This is a genomic window from Pseudomonas sp. CM25 (assembly GCF_013179705.1).
GTDB lineage: Bacteria > Pseudomonadota > Gammaproteobacteria > Pseudomonadales > Pseudomonadaceae > Aquipseudomonas.
This window is the reverse complement of record NZ_JABMCW010000127.1, coordinates 1-14,393: the sequence shown is the minus strand read 5'-3', so window position 1 is coordinate 14,393 and position 14,393 is coordinate 1. Positions and strand designations below refer to the sequence as shown.

At 61.8% G+C, this 14,393-nt stretch carries 13 protein-coding genes and 1 pseudogene; 6 read left to right on the top strand and 8 right to left on the bottom strand.

The genetic code is table 11. The features are described from left to right. Positions 1–81 precede the first annotated feature (81 nt). The 3 genes and pseudogenes from HP546_RS15040 (at position 82) to HP546_RS15030 (ending at position 2,393) form a co-directional block, all read left to right on the top strand. A pseudogene (locus HP546_RS15040) lies at positions 82–445 on the top strand (hypothetical protein). 122 nt (positions 446–567) lie between these two features. Continuing rightward, a complete protein-coding gene (locus HP546_RS15035) occupies positions 568–1,200 on the top strand; it encodes a TetR family transcriptional regulator (RefSeq protein WP_172226789.1) in 633 nt (210 codons plus the stop codon). A gap of 95 nt (positions 1,201–1,295) precedes the next feature. Beyond that, complete coding sequence (locus tag HP546_RS15030; protein WP_172226786.1) at positions 1,296–2,393, top strand: AGE family epimerase/isomerase; 1,098 nt, start codon at positions 1,296–1,298, stop codon at positions 2,391–2,393. Between the two features lie 99 nt (positions 2,394–2,492). On the opposite strand, the gene HP546_RS15025 is transcribed toward HP546_RS15030, so the two are convergent. From HP546_RS15025 to HP546_RS15000, 6 genes are all read right to left on the bottom strand, one after another. Further along, positions 2,493–3,260 (bottom strand): SDR family oxidoreductase, encoded by a 768-nt coding sequence (locus tag HP546_RS15025; protein WP_172226783.1) that lies wholly within the window; start codon positions 3,258–3,260, stop codon positions 2,493–2,495. Positions 3,261–3,853: 593 nt separating this feature from the next. Beyond that, positions 3,854–4,570 carry an ABC transporter ATP-binding protein gene (locus HP546_RS15020; RefSeq protein ID WP_172226780.1) on the bottom strand — a complete coding sequence of 239 codons (717 nt, stop codon included), beginning with the start codon at positions 4,568–4,570 and terminating at the stop codon, positions 3,854–3,856. Beyond that, positions 4,567–5,442: an ABC transporter ATP-binding protein gene (locus HP546_RS15015; protein WP_172226777.1), complete on the bottom strand. Its 876-nt coding sequence runs from the start codon at positions 5,440–5,442 to the stop codon at positions 4,567–4,569. The genes HP546_RS15020 and HP546_RS15015 overlap by 4 nt, the downstream gene beginning before the upstream one ends. Then, positions 5,439–6,740: a high-affinity branched-chain amino acid ABC transporter permease LivM gene (gene livM, locus HP546_RS15010; protein WP_172226774.1), complete on the bottom strand. Its 1,302-nt coding sequence runs from the start codon at positions 6,738–6,740 to the stop codon at positions 5,439–5,441. Before livM ends, HP546_RS15015 begins: the two co-directional genes overlap by 4 nt. 2 nt (positions 6,741–6,742) lie before the next feature. Continuing rightward, the gene (locus tag HP546_RS15005) at positions 6,743–7,657 is read right to left on the bottom strand and encodes a branched-chain amino acid ABC transporter permease LivH (RefSeq protein ID WP_172226771.1); all 915 of its coding nucleotides are present in this window, start codon (positions 7,655–7,657) and stop codon (positions 6,743–6,745) included. 146 nt (positions 7,658–7,803) lie between these two features. After that, positions 7,804–8,940 (bottom strand): branched-chain amino acid ABC transporter substrate-binding protein, encoded by a 1,137-nt coding sequence (locus HP546_RS15000; protein ID WP_172226768.1) that lies wholly within the window; start codon positions 8,938–8,940, stop codon positions 7,804–7,806. A gap of 470 nt (positions 8,941–9,410) precedes the next feature. On the opposite strand from HP546_RS15000, the gene pncB reads away from it, so the two are divergent. Both pncB and nadE read left to right on the top strand, forming a co-directional pair. Further along, the gene (pncB, locus tag HP546_RS14995; protein ID WP_172226765.1) at positions 9,411–10,616 is read left to right on the top strand and encodes a nicotinate phosphoribosyltransferase; all 1,206 of its coding nucleotides are present in this window, start codon (positions 9,411–9,413) and stop codon (positions 10,614–10,616) included. Positions 10,617–10,619: 3 nt separating this feature from the next. Then, on the top strand, positions 10,620–11,447 hold the full coding sequence (gene nadE, locus HP546_RS14990) for an ammonia-dependent NAD(+) synthetase (protein WP_172226762.1): 828 nt from the start codon (positions 10,620–10,622) through the stop codon (positions 11,445–11,447). A gap of 76 nt (positions 11,448–11,523) precedes the next feature. Here the strand turns inward: nadE and azu are convergent, their stop codons facing one another. Beyond that, entirely contained in the window at positions 11,524–11,973 is a 450-nt protein-coding gene (gene azu, locus HP546_RS14985) for an azurin (RefSeq protein WP_084966628.1), read from the bottom strand. A 349-nt stretch (positions 11,974–12,322) separates the two neighbouring features. Here azu and HP546_RS14980 point away from each other — a divergent pair, with 349 nt between their 5' ends. Next, positions 12,323–12,910 carry a TIGR00730 family Rossman fold protein gene (locus HP546_RS14980; protein ID WP_172226741.1) on the top strand — a complete coding sequence of 196 codons (588 nt, stop codon included), beginning with the start codon at positions 12,323–12,325 and terminating at the stop codon, positions 12,908–12,910. Between the two features lie 187 nt (positions 12,911–13,097). Here the strand turns inward: HP546_RS14980 and HP546_RS14975 are convergent. After that, positions 13,098–14,393: DUF3362 domain-containing protein (locus HP546_RS14975; RefSeq protein WP_172226738.1), on the bottom strand; the 1,296-nt coding region annotated here is incomplete at its 5' end.

Below are 14,393 nucleotides of genomic sequence, written 5' to 3'. Positions count from 1 at the left end.
CGTATGAACTTCTCTCTGGCGTTACCCGGCGTAGCATTGGCTTCGTACCCACTTTCCAGCCCCCGAGAGGAGCACCGAATCATGAAACGCCATCTTCTGAGCCTGACCCTGTCCCTTCTGGCTGCCAATGCCTTTGCCCTGCCAGCCAGCGAGCAACACCTGACCGCCGAATCACACTCCAGCGCTGTCGAAATCGCCCAGCCGCTGAAAACCGTTGCCGAAGGTGGTTCAGATCGCCTGATCGAGCGGCACTGGCCGCGTTGCCGAAGGTGGCTCGGATCGCCTGATCGAACGCACTGGCCGCGTTGCCGAAGGTGGCTCGGATCGCCTGATCGAACGCACTGGCCGCGTTGCCGAAGGTGGCTCGGATCGCCTGATCGAACGCACTGGCCGCGTTGCCGAAGGTGGCTCGGATCGCCTGGTTGAAATCAGCCGTGTGAGCTGATCGCCATGGCCGAAAAGAACAACCTCTGTCACAACGCTTGCTCCCCTCCAGGCCCGGTCCATTGACCGGGCTTTGTTTTTTTATCTAGAGTGCCCAGCCTTACCGTCATAGAAGCCCGCAACATGCTGCCGCGCGCCGAACAGAAACTACAGACCCGCCAGGCCCTGCTCGATGCCGCCTGCCTGCTGATGGAGAGTGGCCGTGGTTTCGGCAGTATCAGCCTGCGTGAAGTGGCGAAGACAGCCGGCATCGTGCCCACCGGTTTCTACCGACACTTTACCGACATGGACGCCCTGGGCCTGGCCCTGGTGGCCGAGATCGACACTACCTTCCGCCAGACCATCCGCCTGGTGCGGCAAAACGAATTCGAACTGGGCGGCATTACCGATGCATCGGTGCGCATCTTCCTCGATGTCGTGGCCGCCCACCGTGCACAGTTCCTGTTTCTGGCCCGTGAGCAGTACGGCGGATCACATGCCGTGCGCCAGGCTATCGCGCGCCTGCGCCAGGACATCAGCGACGACCTGGCCACTGACCTGGCACGCATGAAGCGCTGGCAGCATCTGGACAACGCAGCGCTGGCGGTGATGGCCGACCTGGTGGTGAAGACAGTGTTTGCTACCCTGCCGGAGCTTATCGACAGCCCCGATGCGGGTTATCCACAGGCGCTGACGCCGCAGGAAAAGATCACCCAGCAGCTGCGCTTCATCTTTGTCGGGGCGCGGCATTGGCAGGGGCTTGGCAACCGGAGCTGATCGCTAACCTGTGGCAGCTGGCTTGCCGGCCACAGGCTACCGAAAACCGCAGTTCTGCTACCATGGCGCCCTGCCCGACAGCGACGAGCGCCGAAATGTCCGACCCCCGCCCTACCCTGCCCGAACTGGCCCGCTTCACCCAGCACTTCGCCGAATGCATCGTGCCAATGTGGCAAGGCCCGGGCTGGAATGCCGACATGGCCCTGCCCTACGAAGCCTTGGACGCTCAGCACCAGCCCTTGCCGGTGCAGCGCTACCGGGCCATGGCCTGCGCGCGCCAGCTGTACCTGTTCAGCAGCCGCATCGGGCAACCCGGCGCGGCAGAACGTGCGGCAGCCTTGTTCCGTTCGCTGCAAAAACACTTCCACGACGCCGAACACGGTGGCTGGTTCTATAGCATCGATGCCCAGGGCAAACCGCTGGACCGGCGCAAGGACCTGTACACCCACGCCTTTATCGTCTTCGCCTGCGCGCATTACTGGGGCAAGGTGCGTGAGCACCTGGTCGAGTCCACCCTGGATGCCGCGCTGGACATCATCAACCAGCAGTTCGCCCGCGACGATGGTCTTTTTGAGGCCAGCCTGGGTGAAGACTGGGGCGACCTGGGCAGCGGTGCGCTGCAAAATCCGCAGATGCACCTGGCCGAGGCCTTCTTGCAGGTGCTGGCCGTACGTGACGACGAACATGCCAGACAGTCGCTGCTACAGCTCTGCGAAGCGCTTGAGGCAAACTTCATCGAACCGGTCCACGGCGTGATGCTGGAAAAGCCACTCGGCGCTGTGGATAACTGGTTCGAACCCGGGCACCAGTTCGAATGGTTCTATTTGCTGCACACCTCGGCGCTGCTGCGTGACACGCCGCTGCATGCGTCCATCGACCGGGCTTTCGGGTTTGCCGAACAGCAGGGGGTCAAGCAGGGCGCGGTGCTGGCGATGCTGGATGTGGATGGCAAGGTGCTTGATGCCACCCAGCGCGTCTGGGCACAGGCGGAATACCTGCGGGCGCTGGTGTTGCGGGCTGGGGGCGAGGCAAGGTTGCCGGGGCAGTTGCAGGTGCTGGAGGCCAGGTTCCTGCGGGACGCGGGCTGGTACGAGTGCCGCGATGGTGACGGGGCGGTAAGCCGGCATGATATGCCTTCCACAACCCCCTACCATTTGGCGACCTGCCTGGAAGGGTTGCAGCGCTTGGGCTGACGGAATCGCCGGCAAGCCAGGCTCCCACAGGTGCTGCACAGCTCTGAAAATCTGTGGTGTACCTGTGGGGGCCTGGCTTGCCGACCATTGGCCCTCGGATCAGCCCTTGACCGACCGGTCGATCGACAGCCCTGCCCAATCCTGGCTCACCGGCATCAGCTCCAGGCTGTTGATGTTGATATGCGCCGGCTGGTTGAGAATCCAGAAAATGGTCTCGGCAATGTCCTGCGGCTGGATCGGTTCGGCGCCTGCATAGGTAGCGTCGTACTTGGCCTGATCCCCGCCGAAGCGCACCAGCGAGAACTCGCTTTCACACAGGCCCGGTTCGATATTGCTCACGCGCACACCCGTGCCTCGCAGGTCGCAGCGCAGGCTCAACGAGAACTGGCCGACAAAGGCCTTGGTACCGCCATACACGTTGCTGCCTGGGTACGGGTAGTTGCCCGCCACCGAACCGACGTTGAGAATCGACGCCCCGCGGCCATGGGCGATCAGCCGTGGCAGCAGCAGGCGTGTGGTGTACATCAGGCCCTTGATGTTGGTGTCGACCATGGTTTCCCAGTCGTCCAGGCTGCAGTTCTGCGCGGCATCCACACCCAGCGCGAGGCCGGCATTGTTGACCAGGCCACGAATTTTCTCGAAACCGGCCGGCAGGTTGCCGATGGCTTGCTCCATGGCTTTGCGGTCACGTACGTCGAGCACCAGGCCATGCACTTCGGTCTTGGCTGACAGTTCGGCACACAGGGCATCCAGGCGTTCCTTGCGACGGCCGGTTAGTACCAGCTTCCAGCCCGCTTCGGCAAAGCGCCGCGCGGTGGCCTCGCCAAAACCTGAAGTGGCGCCAGTGATGAATACGGTGGACGTCATGCTCTGTTCCTCACGGTGGGTTGTGGTCGGCAGTTTTGCAGCATGCCCGCGCCGGACGCCGACAGCAAGTTATCCAGGCCGCTGGTCATTTTTTGTTCATATCCGGCAAAGCCTTGCAGTAGAAGGCTCGCAGCCAGCTATGCGCATGTTATCCACAAGCCTTTCCCCACGGATTGGGGGCAACTTGTCCACCGCGCGGAACCCTTTCAGCTAATGATGGTCGGTGGATATCTTCTAGATGATGGCGCAAGGCTTTCAAGCATGCCGCCTGCAGCCGTCTGTCCAAGGTTTTTGCACAGAGTTATCCACAGGATTTGGCCGTCACTCACGGCGCTTGCAGGGCATTGATAATCCTGGGAATTCATCCACAGGGGGGCATCTGATCAAAAAATGATCACAGCCCTACAAGCCTTGCCATCAAAGGGATTCAGCGAGGTGCTACCATGTTTTCCACAGGCGGTTCCACATTTACCGTGGACAACATCTGGCCTCTGGAAACAACGGCTTGCGGTAGGATGAATGCGGGGAGGATGAGAGGCCTTCGACAAGTTGTCCACATTGAGAATGGGGCTGCGTTGCAGCCCCGATACAACTCAATGCCCCCCAAGGTAAGCGTTGCGCACTTCCTCATTGACCAGCAGCTCCTGCCCCGTCCCGGTCATGCGGATCTGCCCGTTGACCATCACATAAGCCCGGTCCGACAACTTCAGCGCATGGTTGGCGTTCTGCTCCACCAGGAAGATGGTCATGCCGGTCTTGGCCAGCTCGCGCAAGGTCGAGAAGATCTGCTTGACCACGATCGGCGCCAGCCCCAGCGATGGCTCATCCAGCAGCAGCAACTTCGGCCGGCTCATCAGCGCCCGGGCAATCGCCAGCATCTGCTGCTCGCCGCCCGACATGGTCATGGCCCGCTGATTACGCCGCTCCTTCAAGCGCGGAAACAGCTCGTACATGCGCTGCATGTCTTCAGCGGCATGCTTGTCGCCGATGGGGATGGTACCCATCATCAGGTTTTCCTCGACGCTCATGTCGGGGAACACCCGGCGCCCTTCCGGCGACTGGGCAATGCCGTTGGAGGCGATGTAGTGCGACGACTTGCGGGTGATGTCGGTGCCGCGGTACACGATATGCCCGGAAGCCGCGCGCGGCTGGCCAAAAATCGACATCAGCAGGGTCGACTTGCCCGCCCCGTTAGCGCCAATCAGGCTTACCGTCTCGCCTTCGTTGATGTGCATGGAGACTTTTTTCAGCGCCTGGATCGGCCCGTAGAACACGTCCAGGTCCTTCAGCTCGAGAATGGGTGCACTCATACCAGTTCCTCTTCGTCGGCACCCAGGTAGGCGGCGATCACCGTCGGGTTGTGGCGGATGTCCAGCGGCGCGCCTTCGGCAATCACGTTGCCATGGTCCAGCACCACGATGTGGTCCGAAATGCTCATGACCATGCCCATATCGTGTTCGATCAGCACCACGGTGATGTCGTGCTCGTCACGCAGCACCCGGATCATGCGGCTGAGGGCCTCGGTTTCCTGTGGGTTCAGCCCGGCTGCCGGTTCGTCCAGGCAAATGATCTTCGGCCGCGTGCACATGGCCCGGGCAATTTCCAGGCGGCGCTGCTGCCCGTACGACAGTTCGCCGGCCAGGCGGTTGGCGCAGTCGACCAGGTCGACCACTTCCAGCCAGTAGAACGCGTGGTCCAGTGCGTCGCTTTCAGCCTTGCGGTAGGCCTTGGTGTTGAACACCCCGGCCAGCAGGTTGCGGTTGACCCACATGTGCTGGGCGACCAGCAGGTTTTCCACCACCGACATTTCCTTGAACAGGCGAATGTTCTGGAAGGTGCGCGCCAGGCCGGCGCGGTTGACCAGGTGGGTACCGCCAAACATCTTGTAGTACATGCGGTTGACAAAGCGCGCCGGCGAAACGAAGTCGGCGGCCTGGAAACGCTCGCCAAGCAGCTGGATGACGTTGGTCCGGCTGCCGCGCACGTTCAACTCGATACGCCCGCCGCTGGCCTTGTAAAAGCCGGTCAGGCAGTTGAACACCGTGGTCTTGCCAGCGCCGTTGGGGCCGATCAGGGCGAAGATCTGGTTGCGCCGGACCTTCAGGCTGACGTCGCTGAGCGCCTTGATGCCGCCGAACTGCATCATCAGGTTGTCGACCGATAGAATGATATCGTCGCTCATGGCGCCACTCCTTTACGCGGGGTCACACCGGTACGGCTGATGCGGATCAGCCCACGCGGTCGCCAGATCATCATCAGCACCATCAGCACGCCGAACAGCAGCACCCGGTACTCGGAGAAGCTGCGCAGCAGCTCGGGCGCCACGGTCAGCACGAACGCCGCGATGACCACGCCCACGGTCGAGCCCATGCCACCCAGCACCACGATGGCAAGGATCAGCGCGGATTCGAAGAAGGTGAACGACGACGGGTTGACGAAGCCTTGGTAGGTGGCGAAAAACACCCCGGCAAGGCCGGCTGTGGAGGCACCCAGGGTAAAGGCCGAAAGCTTGACCAGTACGTGGTTGAGGCCCATCGAACGGCAGGCGATCTCGTCTTCACGCAGTGCTTCCCAGGCCCGGCCGACCGGCATGCGGGTCAGACGGTGCTTGATGTACAGAACGGCCAGCACCACCATGAACAGCACCGCGTAGATGAACACGAACTTCAGGTTGGCGTTGTAATCGAAGCCGAAGAACTCATGGATCGGCACCCCGCCATCCTTGGCCCGGCGGCCGAATTCCAGGTCGAAGAAAGTCGGCGACGGCGCTGGCATGCCGTTGGGGCCACCGGTGAACGACAGCCAGTTGTTCAGCACCAGGCGGATGATCTCGCCAAAGCCCAGGGTCACGATGGCCAGGTAGTCACCGTGCATGCGTAACACCGGGAAGCCCAGTATGCACCCCGCTAGCGCAGCAGCGATGGCCGCCAGCGGCAGCACGCTCCAGAAGCCCAGGCCAAGGTACTGGTAGCCCAGCGCCAGGCCGTAGGCACCAATGGCGTAGAACGCCACGTAACCCAGGTCCAGCAGGCCGGCCAGGCCTACCACGATGTTCAGGCCAAGGCCCAGCAACACGTAGATCAGGCCGAGGATGACCACGGTCAGCAAGTACTTGTTGGCAAAGATCGGGAAGACGATGGCGATCACGATCAGTGCCGGGATGATGTAGCGCAGCCGCGATTTGTAGTCCGGCGCGTTCACATGCACGCCCGAGCCGCCACTATCGAAGCCCTGGAGCATGCGGCGGCCGGCGCCCGTCTGCAAATACAGGCTGAGCAGGAAGCGGCCGAGCATCACCCCACCCACCAGCCATGCCACGCGGCGGGGTTCGGCATTGAAGGTGTAGCCGTCGAGCACCACGCCGACGACCGGGCCAAAGACAATGAGCGCCAGCAGGCCGGCGACGATGGTCTCCAGCAGGCTGCGTTTGAGATCGAAACCGCTGGTTTCGGAAACAGGGGCAGTTTTGGCAGTGGACATGTTCACACCTTAGCCACGAGCGGGCGACCCAGCAGGCCTTGTGGGCGGAAGATAAGGATCATCACCAGCAGCGAGAAGCTGAACACGTCCTTGTAGTCGGAGTTGATCAGGCCGGAGAACAGCGACTCGGAAATCCCCAAGATGATCCCGCCAAGCATGGCGCCAGGCAGCGAGCCGATGCCGCCGAGCACCGCAGCGGTGAACGCCTTGATGCCGATGATGAAGCCGGCGTAGAAGTCGAAGGTGCCGTAGTTCATGGTGATCAGCACGCCAGCCAGGGCGGCCATCACTGCACCGATGACGAACACATAGGAAATCACCCGGTCGGTGTTGATGCCCAGGATCGAGGCCATCTTGCGGTCTTGCTGGGTGGCGCGGCACATGCGGCCGAGCTTGGTGTACTTGATCACATAGGTAAGCAGGCCCATGCCCAGGAACGCTGCCACCAGGATGAAGATCTTGGTGTAGGTCAGTTGCACGAAGCCGGTGCCGACTTCGACACGCATTGCGCCTTCAAGCAGGGTTGGCACGCCTTGCTGGCGGGCGCCCTGGCTGATCTGCGCGTAGTTCTGCAGGATCAGTGAAATGCCGATGGCGCTGATCAGCGGGGCCAGGCGGGTGGAGTTGCGCAGGGGTTTGTAGGCGATGCGCTCGATGGTGAAGCCGTATACACCGGTGACCACGATGGTGAACAACAGGGTGCCGAGCATCAGCAGGGGGAACGATTCGACACCGAAGTAAGCCAGCAATGCCAGGCTGATTGCCGCGAGGTACGCGGAAATCATATACACCTCGCCGTGCGCGAAGTTGATCATGCCGATAATGCCATAGACCATTGTGTAGCCGATGGCGATCAGGCCATAGACCGACCCGAGGGTCAGGCCGTTGACCAGTTGCTGCAGGAAAATACCATCCATAACGCAATCTCACCTGATTGAGACTGCACGGGCGCCGGCCACGGATGAGGCGGCCTCATACGGCGCAGAACCGTGCAGATCTCCGAATAAGGGCAGGTACCGCGGGGCTGCGGCCCGGCGCGAGGCGCCCGGGCCGTTGGCCGTTGTTATTTTTGTTTTTCCAGCTGGTGGTACTTGCCGTCCTTGTCCCACTGGTAGACCACGTAGTCGGACACGGTCAGGTCGCCCTTGCTGTCCCACTTTTTCTCACCCATCACAGTCTTCACCGGGTTGGCCTTGAGCCACTTGGCCGCGTCCTCGCCCTTGTTCGACTTCGAGCCATTGAAGGCAGCAGCCAAGGCCTGCAGCGAGGCATAGGCGTACAGGGTGTAGCCTTCAGGCTCGGTACCGGCCTTGCGGAACTCCTCGACCACGGCCTTGCTGTCGGGCAGCATGCGCGGGTCGGCACCGAAGGTCATGTAGACGCCATCAACGTACTGCGCACCACCGGCGGTGGACACCAGTTCGTCGGTGACGATGCCGTCGTCGGACATGAACTTGACGTCCTTCAGGCCCTGCTCGCGCAGCTGGCGGACCAGCGGGCCGGCTTCCGGGTGCAGGCCGCCGAAGTACACCACGTCGGCACCGGTGGAGCGGATCTTGGTGACCACGGCGCTGAAGTCTTTCTCGCCGCGGGTCAGGCCTTCATACAGCACCGGCGTGACTCCGCGTTTGGTCAACTGCGCCTTGGTCGCATCGGCCAGGCCTTGGCCATAAGTGTCCTTGTCGTGCAGCACCGCGACTTTCTTGCCCTTGAGCACATCGACAATGTAGTCACCGGCGACGATGCCCTGCTGATCGTCACGGCCGCACATCCGGAACATGGCGCTAAGCCCACGCTCGGTGACCTGCGGGTTGGTAGAGCCCGGGGTAATGGCGATTACGCCAGCTTCGTCATACACCTCGGAGGCCGGGATGGTATTGGAGGAGCAGAAATGCCCTACCACGCCGATGACCTTGTCCTGGTCGACCAGGCGGTTGGCCACAGCCACGGCCTGCTTCGGTTCGCAGGCGTCATCGCCTTTGACCAGGACGATTTTCTCGCCGTTGACGCCACCGGCGGCGTTGATCTTGTCGGCCGCTGCCTGCGCACCTTTCATGTACTGCTCGCCAAACGCTGCGTTTGCCCCGGTCATGGGGCCCGCTACGCCGATCTTGACGTCGGCCTGAACATACGAAGAAACACCCAGTGCCGTAGCCACGGCCAGTGCCAGGAAACCTTTCTTGTAAAACGTCTGCGACATGAGGTGGTGCTCCTAGAGTTTTTTTTGGTTGGCACTACAACTTCTCAGCCCTGTGCTCAGAGCAAGGGCCGTGCCATAGGTTTTGTCTTCCGGGAAAACACACTGCGCGGGTCGCCTGCAGGCGACCGACGGCCTTTTCTTTACTGAGCGTGCAACCGTCTGCCACGCGGCAGGCGCTACCACCCGTACAGACAAGGAGCAACCGTCGAGTGCCATCATTGCAACCCTGACAAGTGTTTACGTGCAACCGCCCTGTAACAGCAGACGTCACCGAAGTGCACACCACTGGTGCGCGACTGCTACAGGCGGCACCGTTTGAAGGCTAGCCGGTGCACGGAAAAACACCTCTGTTTTGGCCGGTCCACGGCCTCTGTGGGAGCGGGTTCACCCGCGAAGAGGCCAGCCCAGGCACTACCAGCCCAAAAAGGCTGGCACAATGTCCGCCATTCGCCGCTTCCGGAGCCCCCTTGATGAGCGAAAGCGCATTTGCCGAGCGCATCGTGCACAACCTGCTCGACACCGACTTCTACAAACTCACCATGATGCAGGGCGTGCTGCACAACTACCCTGACGCTGACGTCGAATGGGAGTTCCGCTGCCGCAACGGCGAGGACCTGCGCCCCTACCTCGGCGAGATCCGCAACCAGCTCGAACTGCTCAGCGACCTCACCCTCGATGATGGCCAGCTGGGCTTTCTCGAACGCATCAGCTTCCTCAAGCCGGACTTCCTGCGTTTTCTGCGCCTGTTCCGCTTCAACCTTCGTTACGTGCGCATCGGCATTGAAAACGACCAGCTGTTCCTGCGCCTGAAAGGCCCGTGGCTGCATGTGATCCTGTTCGAAGTGCCGCTGCTGGCAATCATCAGCGAAGTACGCAACCGCCATCTGCACCCGCGCCTGCGCCTGGCCGAGGCCCGCGACCAGCTCTACCGCAAGTTCGACTGGCTGCGCGCGCACGCCAGCGACGACGAGCTGGCCGAACTGCAGGTGGCCGACTTCGGTACCCGCCGGCGCTTTTCCAGCCGTGTGCAGGAAGAAGTGGTACGCGTGCTGCGCGACGATTTCCCGGGCCGCTTTGTCGGTACCAGCAATGTCGATCTGGCATGGAAACTGGACATCAAGCCGCTGGGCACCATGGCCCACGAGTGGATCATGGCCCATCAGCAGCTCGGCCCACGGCTGATCGACAGCCAGATCGCCGCCCTGGACTGCTGGGTCCGCGAGTACCGCGGCCTGCTCGGTATCGCCCTGACCGACTGCATCACCATGGATGCATTCCTCAGCGACTTCGACCTGTACTTCGCCAAGCTGTTCGACGGCCTGCGCCACGACTCGGGCGAGCCAGTGGCATGGGCCGAAAAGGCCATAGCGCACTATCAGAAGCTGGGTATCGACCCGATGACCAAGACCCTGGTGTTCTCCGACGGGCTCAACCTTACCCGGGCCCTCGAGATATTCCGTGCCCTGCGCGGTCGCATCAATGTCAGCTTTGGCATCGGCACCAACCTGACCTGCGACATTCCAGGTGTGGCACCGATGAGCATCGTGCTTAAAATGACCGACTGCAACGGTGCACCGGTGGCCAAGATTTCCGATGAGGCCGCCAAGACCCAGTGCCGCGACGAGAACTTCGTCGCCTACCTGCGCCATGTATTCAAAGTCCCCAGCAAGGAGTAACCCATGCAAGCGGTTCAGCTAGAGATTGCCCAGGCGCTGAAGGTCCAGCCGCCATTCGCCGACGCCGCCGCGCTCGAGGCCGAAGTCGCCCGCCGCGTGGCGTTCATCAAGGACTGCCTGGCCAATGCCCGGCTCAAGACCCTGGTGCTGGGCATCAGCGGCGGCGTCGACTCGCTGACCGCGGCCCTGCTCGCCCAGCGCGCCATCAACGAACTGCGCGCCGAAACCGGGGACAAGGCCTACACCTTCATTGCGGTACGCCTGCCGTATCAAGTGCAGCACGACGAGCATGACGCCCAGGCGTGCCTGGAAGTGATCAATGCCGATGAACTGCACACCGTGGACATCGCCCCGGCAGTGCGGGCGCTGGCGAATGAAGTTGAAGCACTGAAGAACGGCTCGCCAACCTTGGTCGACTTCGTGGTCGGCAACGTCAAGGCGCGCACGCGCATGGTCGCCCAGTACACCATCGCCGGCGCCCGCGCAGGCCTGGTGATCGGCACCGACCACGCCGCCGAGGCGGTGATGGGCTTCTTTACCAAGTTTGGTGACGGTGCCTGCGACCTGGCGCCGCTGAGCGGGCTGGTGAAAAATCAGGTACGGGCCATTGCGCGCAGCTTTGGTGCGCCGGAATCACTGGTGGAGAAGGTGCCGACTGCGGACCTGGAAGACCTGGAGCCGGGCAAGCCGGACGAAGCGTCGCATGGCGTGACCTACCAGCAGATCGACGCGTTCCTGCATGGGCAACCGGTTGACCAGGCAGCATTCGACATCATCGTCGCCACCTACCGCAAGACCCAGCACAAGCGCGAACTGCCTTTCGCCCCTTGATCAATGTAGAAAGGCCTGTGGGTGAACTGTGGGAGCGGGTAAACCCGCTCCCACAAAGTCGGGCATCAGGCCTTGATTACTTGACTACAACCTTGCCCTTCATCATCGAGATGTGGCCCGGGAAGGTGCAGAAGAAGCTGTAGTCACCACCGGCTTCCAGCTTGGAAGTGTCGAATTTGACTTCGGTTTCTTTTTCCGGCGCACCGATCATCGCGGTGTGGGCAATGATGTTGGCGTTATCTTCTTTCAGATAACCCTTCTCGATGCCCTGGGTCATGCCTTCGGTGGCAATGCCCTGCATGTCGGCAGTCTTGCTGATCACCAGGTTATGGCCCATGACGTTCTTCGGCAGGTTGCCGGAGTGGGTCAGTTTGACGGTGAATTCCTTGCAGCTCTTGTCGACGGTGAATTCTTTGGTGGTGTACGACATCTGGTCGGTCGACTCGACCGTTACCGAGCACTCGGCGGCGAAGACAGAGGCGCTGGCGAGGGTCAGCAGGGATACCGCTACAGCTTTCGCAAACATCATGAATCTCCTTGGCAGGGTTTTATCAATTGCGAGACTGCCTGAAACCGTTCCTCCCCTCGCTGATATGGGTCAAGGGGGTGTCAAGTGGTCAGTCAGTAGAATTGTTCAATGGATTGTATACAACCAATCTAAGGGCACATCATGCCCTTTTAATAGACGATGGGACAACCTCTCATTTAGGAGCAATACCAAATGCCCATCTCCGCATTTATCAACAGCCTGCTCGCCGCCTATGCCCACGGGGCTACGGGCGCCATCTGCGAATTCTCCCGCCCGGAATGAATGCTACCTTGGAAGCAGCGTGCGTGCGCCGTACCCTGTCCACCTGAGTGACAGGAGATGAGCAATGCCCGTACGTTCCGTTTGTGTATTCTGCGGCGCCAGCATCGGCGCCAACCCTGCCTACCGTGAAGCAGCCGTCGCGCTTGGCCAGGCCATTGCGCGTCGGGGTCTGACCTTGGTCTACGGCGGTGGTGCAGTCGGCCTGATGGGGGTGGTTGCCGACGCAGCGATGGCTGCGGGTGGTGACGTGGTCGGGATCATCCCGCAAAGCCTGCTGGATGCCGAGGTCGGCCATAAAGGCCTGACCCGCCTGGAAGTAGTCGACGGCATGCATGCACGCAAGGCCCGCATGGCCGAGCTGAGCGATGCCTTCATCGCCCTGCCGGGTGGGCTGGGTACGCTGGAAGAATTGTTTGAAGTCTGGACCTGGGGGCAACTGGGCTATCACGCCAAGCCGCTGGGCCTGCTGGATGTGAACGGCTTCTACGAGAAGCTGGGCGGGTTCCTCGATCACGTTGTCGAAGAAGGCTTCGTGCGCCCGCAGCACCGGGCGATGTTGCTGCTGGGGCAGCTGCCGGATGAGCTGCTGGACGGCATGGACAGCTTTGTCGCGCCGGTGGCGCCGAAGTGGGTCGACAAAAGGCCCGACTAAAGCTGATACAGGGGCTGCTTTGCAGCCCAATCGCCAGCAAGCCAGCTCCCACAGGGATTGCACGAAGGCCAAGGCTGGCGCTGTGCCGGGGAGCCAACTCCCTCAGCCAATGCACAAAAGCCAAGGCTTGCGCTGTACCTGTGGGAGCTGGCTTGCCGGCGATTGGGCCGCAAGGCGGCCCCAGAAATCAACGCGGGATGACAGGCTGGCGCGGTTTCTTGCCGCTGCCCTTACCACCCTTGGCTGCTTCCTTGCGCTCCTTGGCCGCCTGCTGGTTGCGGGCAAACGCGTCGGCCTTGGCCTGCTCGCGCTTGTCCCACGGCTTGCTGCCATCGCTGCCACGCGGCGGCAGGCCAGTGTGCTGGGTAAGGATCTTCTGTTCCTTGCCCACCTTGTGGCTGCCAGCCGGGGTCGAGTTCTTGCGACGCGCGCTCTGGTAGGTGTCACTCTGCGGCTGGTGCAGCGGGATCAGCTGGTGCTTGCCCGGACCGATCAGGTCGGCCCGGCCCATGCGCTCCAGCGCTTCACGCAGCATCGGCCAACCTTTCGGGTCGTGGTAACGCAGGAACGCCTTGTGCAGGCGGCGCTGCTCGTCGCTCTTGACGATTTCCACGCCTTCGCTCTTGTAGGTCACCTTGCGCAGCGGGTTCTTGCCCGAATGGTACATGGCCGTGGCCGAGGCCATTGGCGACGGGTAAAACGCCTGCACCTGGTCGGCGCGGAAGCCGTTGCCCTTGAGCCACAGGGCCAGGTTCATCATGTCTTCGTCGGTGGTGCCCGGGTGCGCCGCGATGAAGTACGGAATCAGGTACTGCTCCTTGCCCGCTTCTTTCGAGTACTTCTCGAACATGCGCTTGAAGCGGTCGTAGGTGCCGATGCCCGGCTTCATCATCTTGTCCAGCGGGCCACGCTCGGTGTGCTCCGGGGCAATCTTCAGGTAACCGCCCACGTGGTGGGTCACCAGCTCCTTGACGTATTCCGGCGATTCCACGGCCAGGTCGTAGCGCAGGCCCGAGGCAATCAGGATCTTCTTCACACCCGGCAGGGCACGGGCCTTGCGGTACAGCTCGATCAGCGAGCTGTGGTCGGTGTTGAGGTTTTCACAGATGCCAGGGAACACGCACGACGGCTTGCGGCAGTGCTTCTCGATTTCGTGGCTTTTGCAGGCGATGCGGTACATGTTGGCGGTCGGGCCGCCAAGGTCAGAGACCACGCCGGTGAAGCCCGGCACCTTGTCGCGCATCTCCTCGATCTCGTGCAGGATCGACTCGTGCGAGCGGTTCTGGATGATGCGGCCTTCGTGCTCGGTGATCGAGCAGAAGGTGCAGCCACCGAAGCAGCCACGCATGATGTTCACCGAGAAACGGATCATCTCGTAGGCCGGAATGCGCTCTTTGCCATACGCCGGGTGCGGAATACGCGCGTAGGGCATGCCGAACACGTAGTCCATTTCTTCAGTGGTCATGGGGATGGGTGGCGGGTT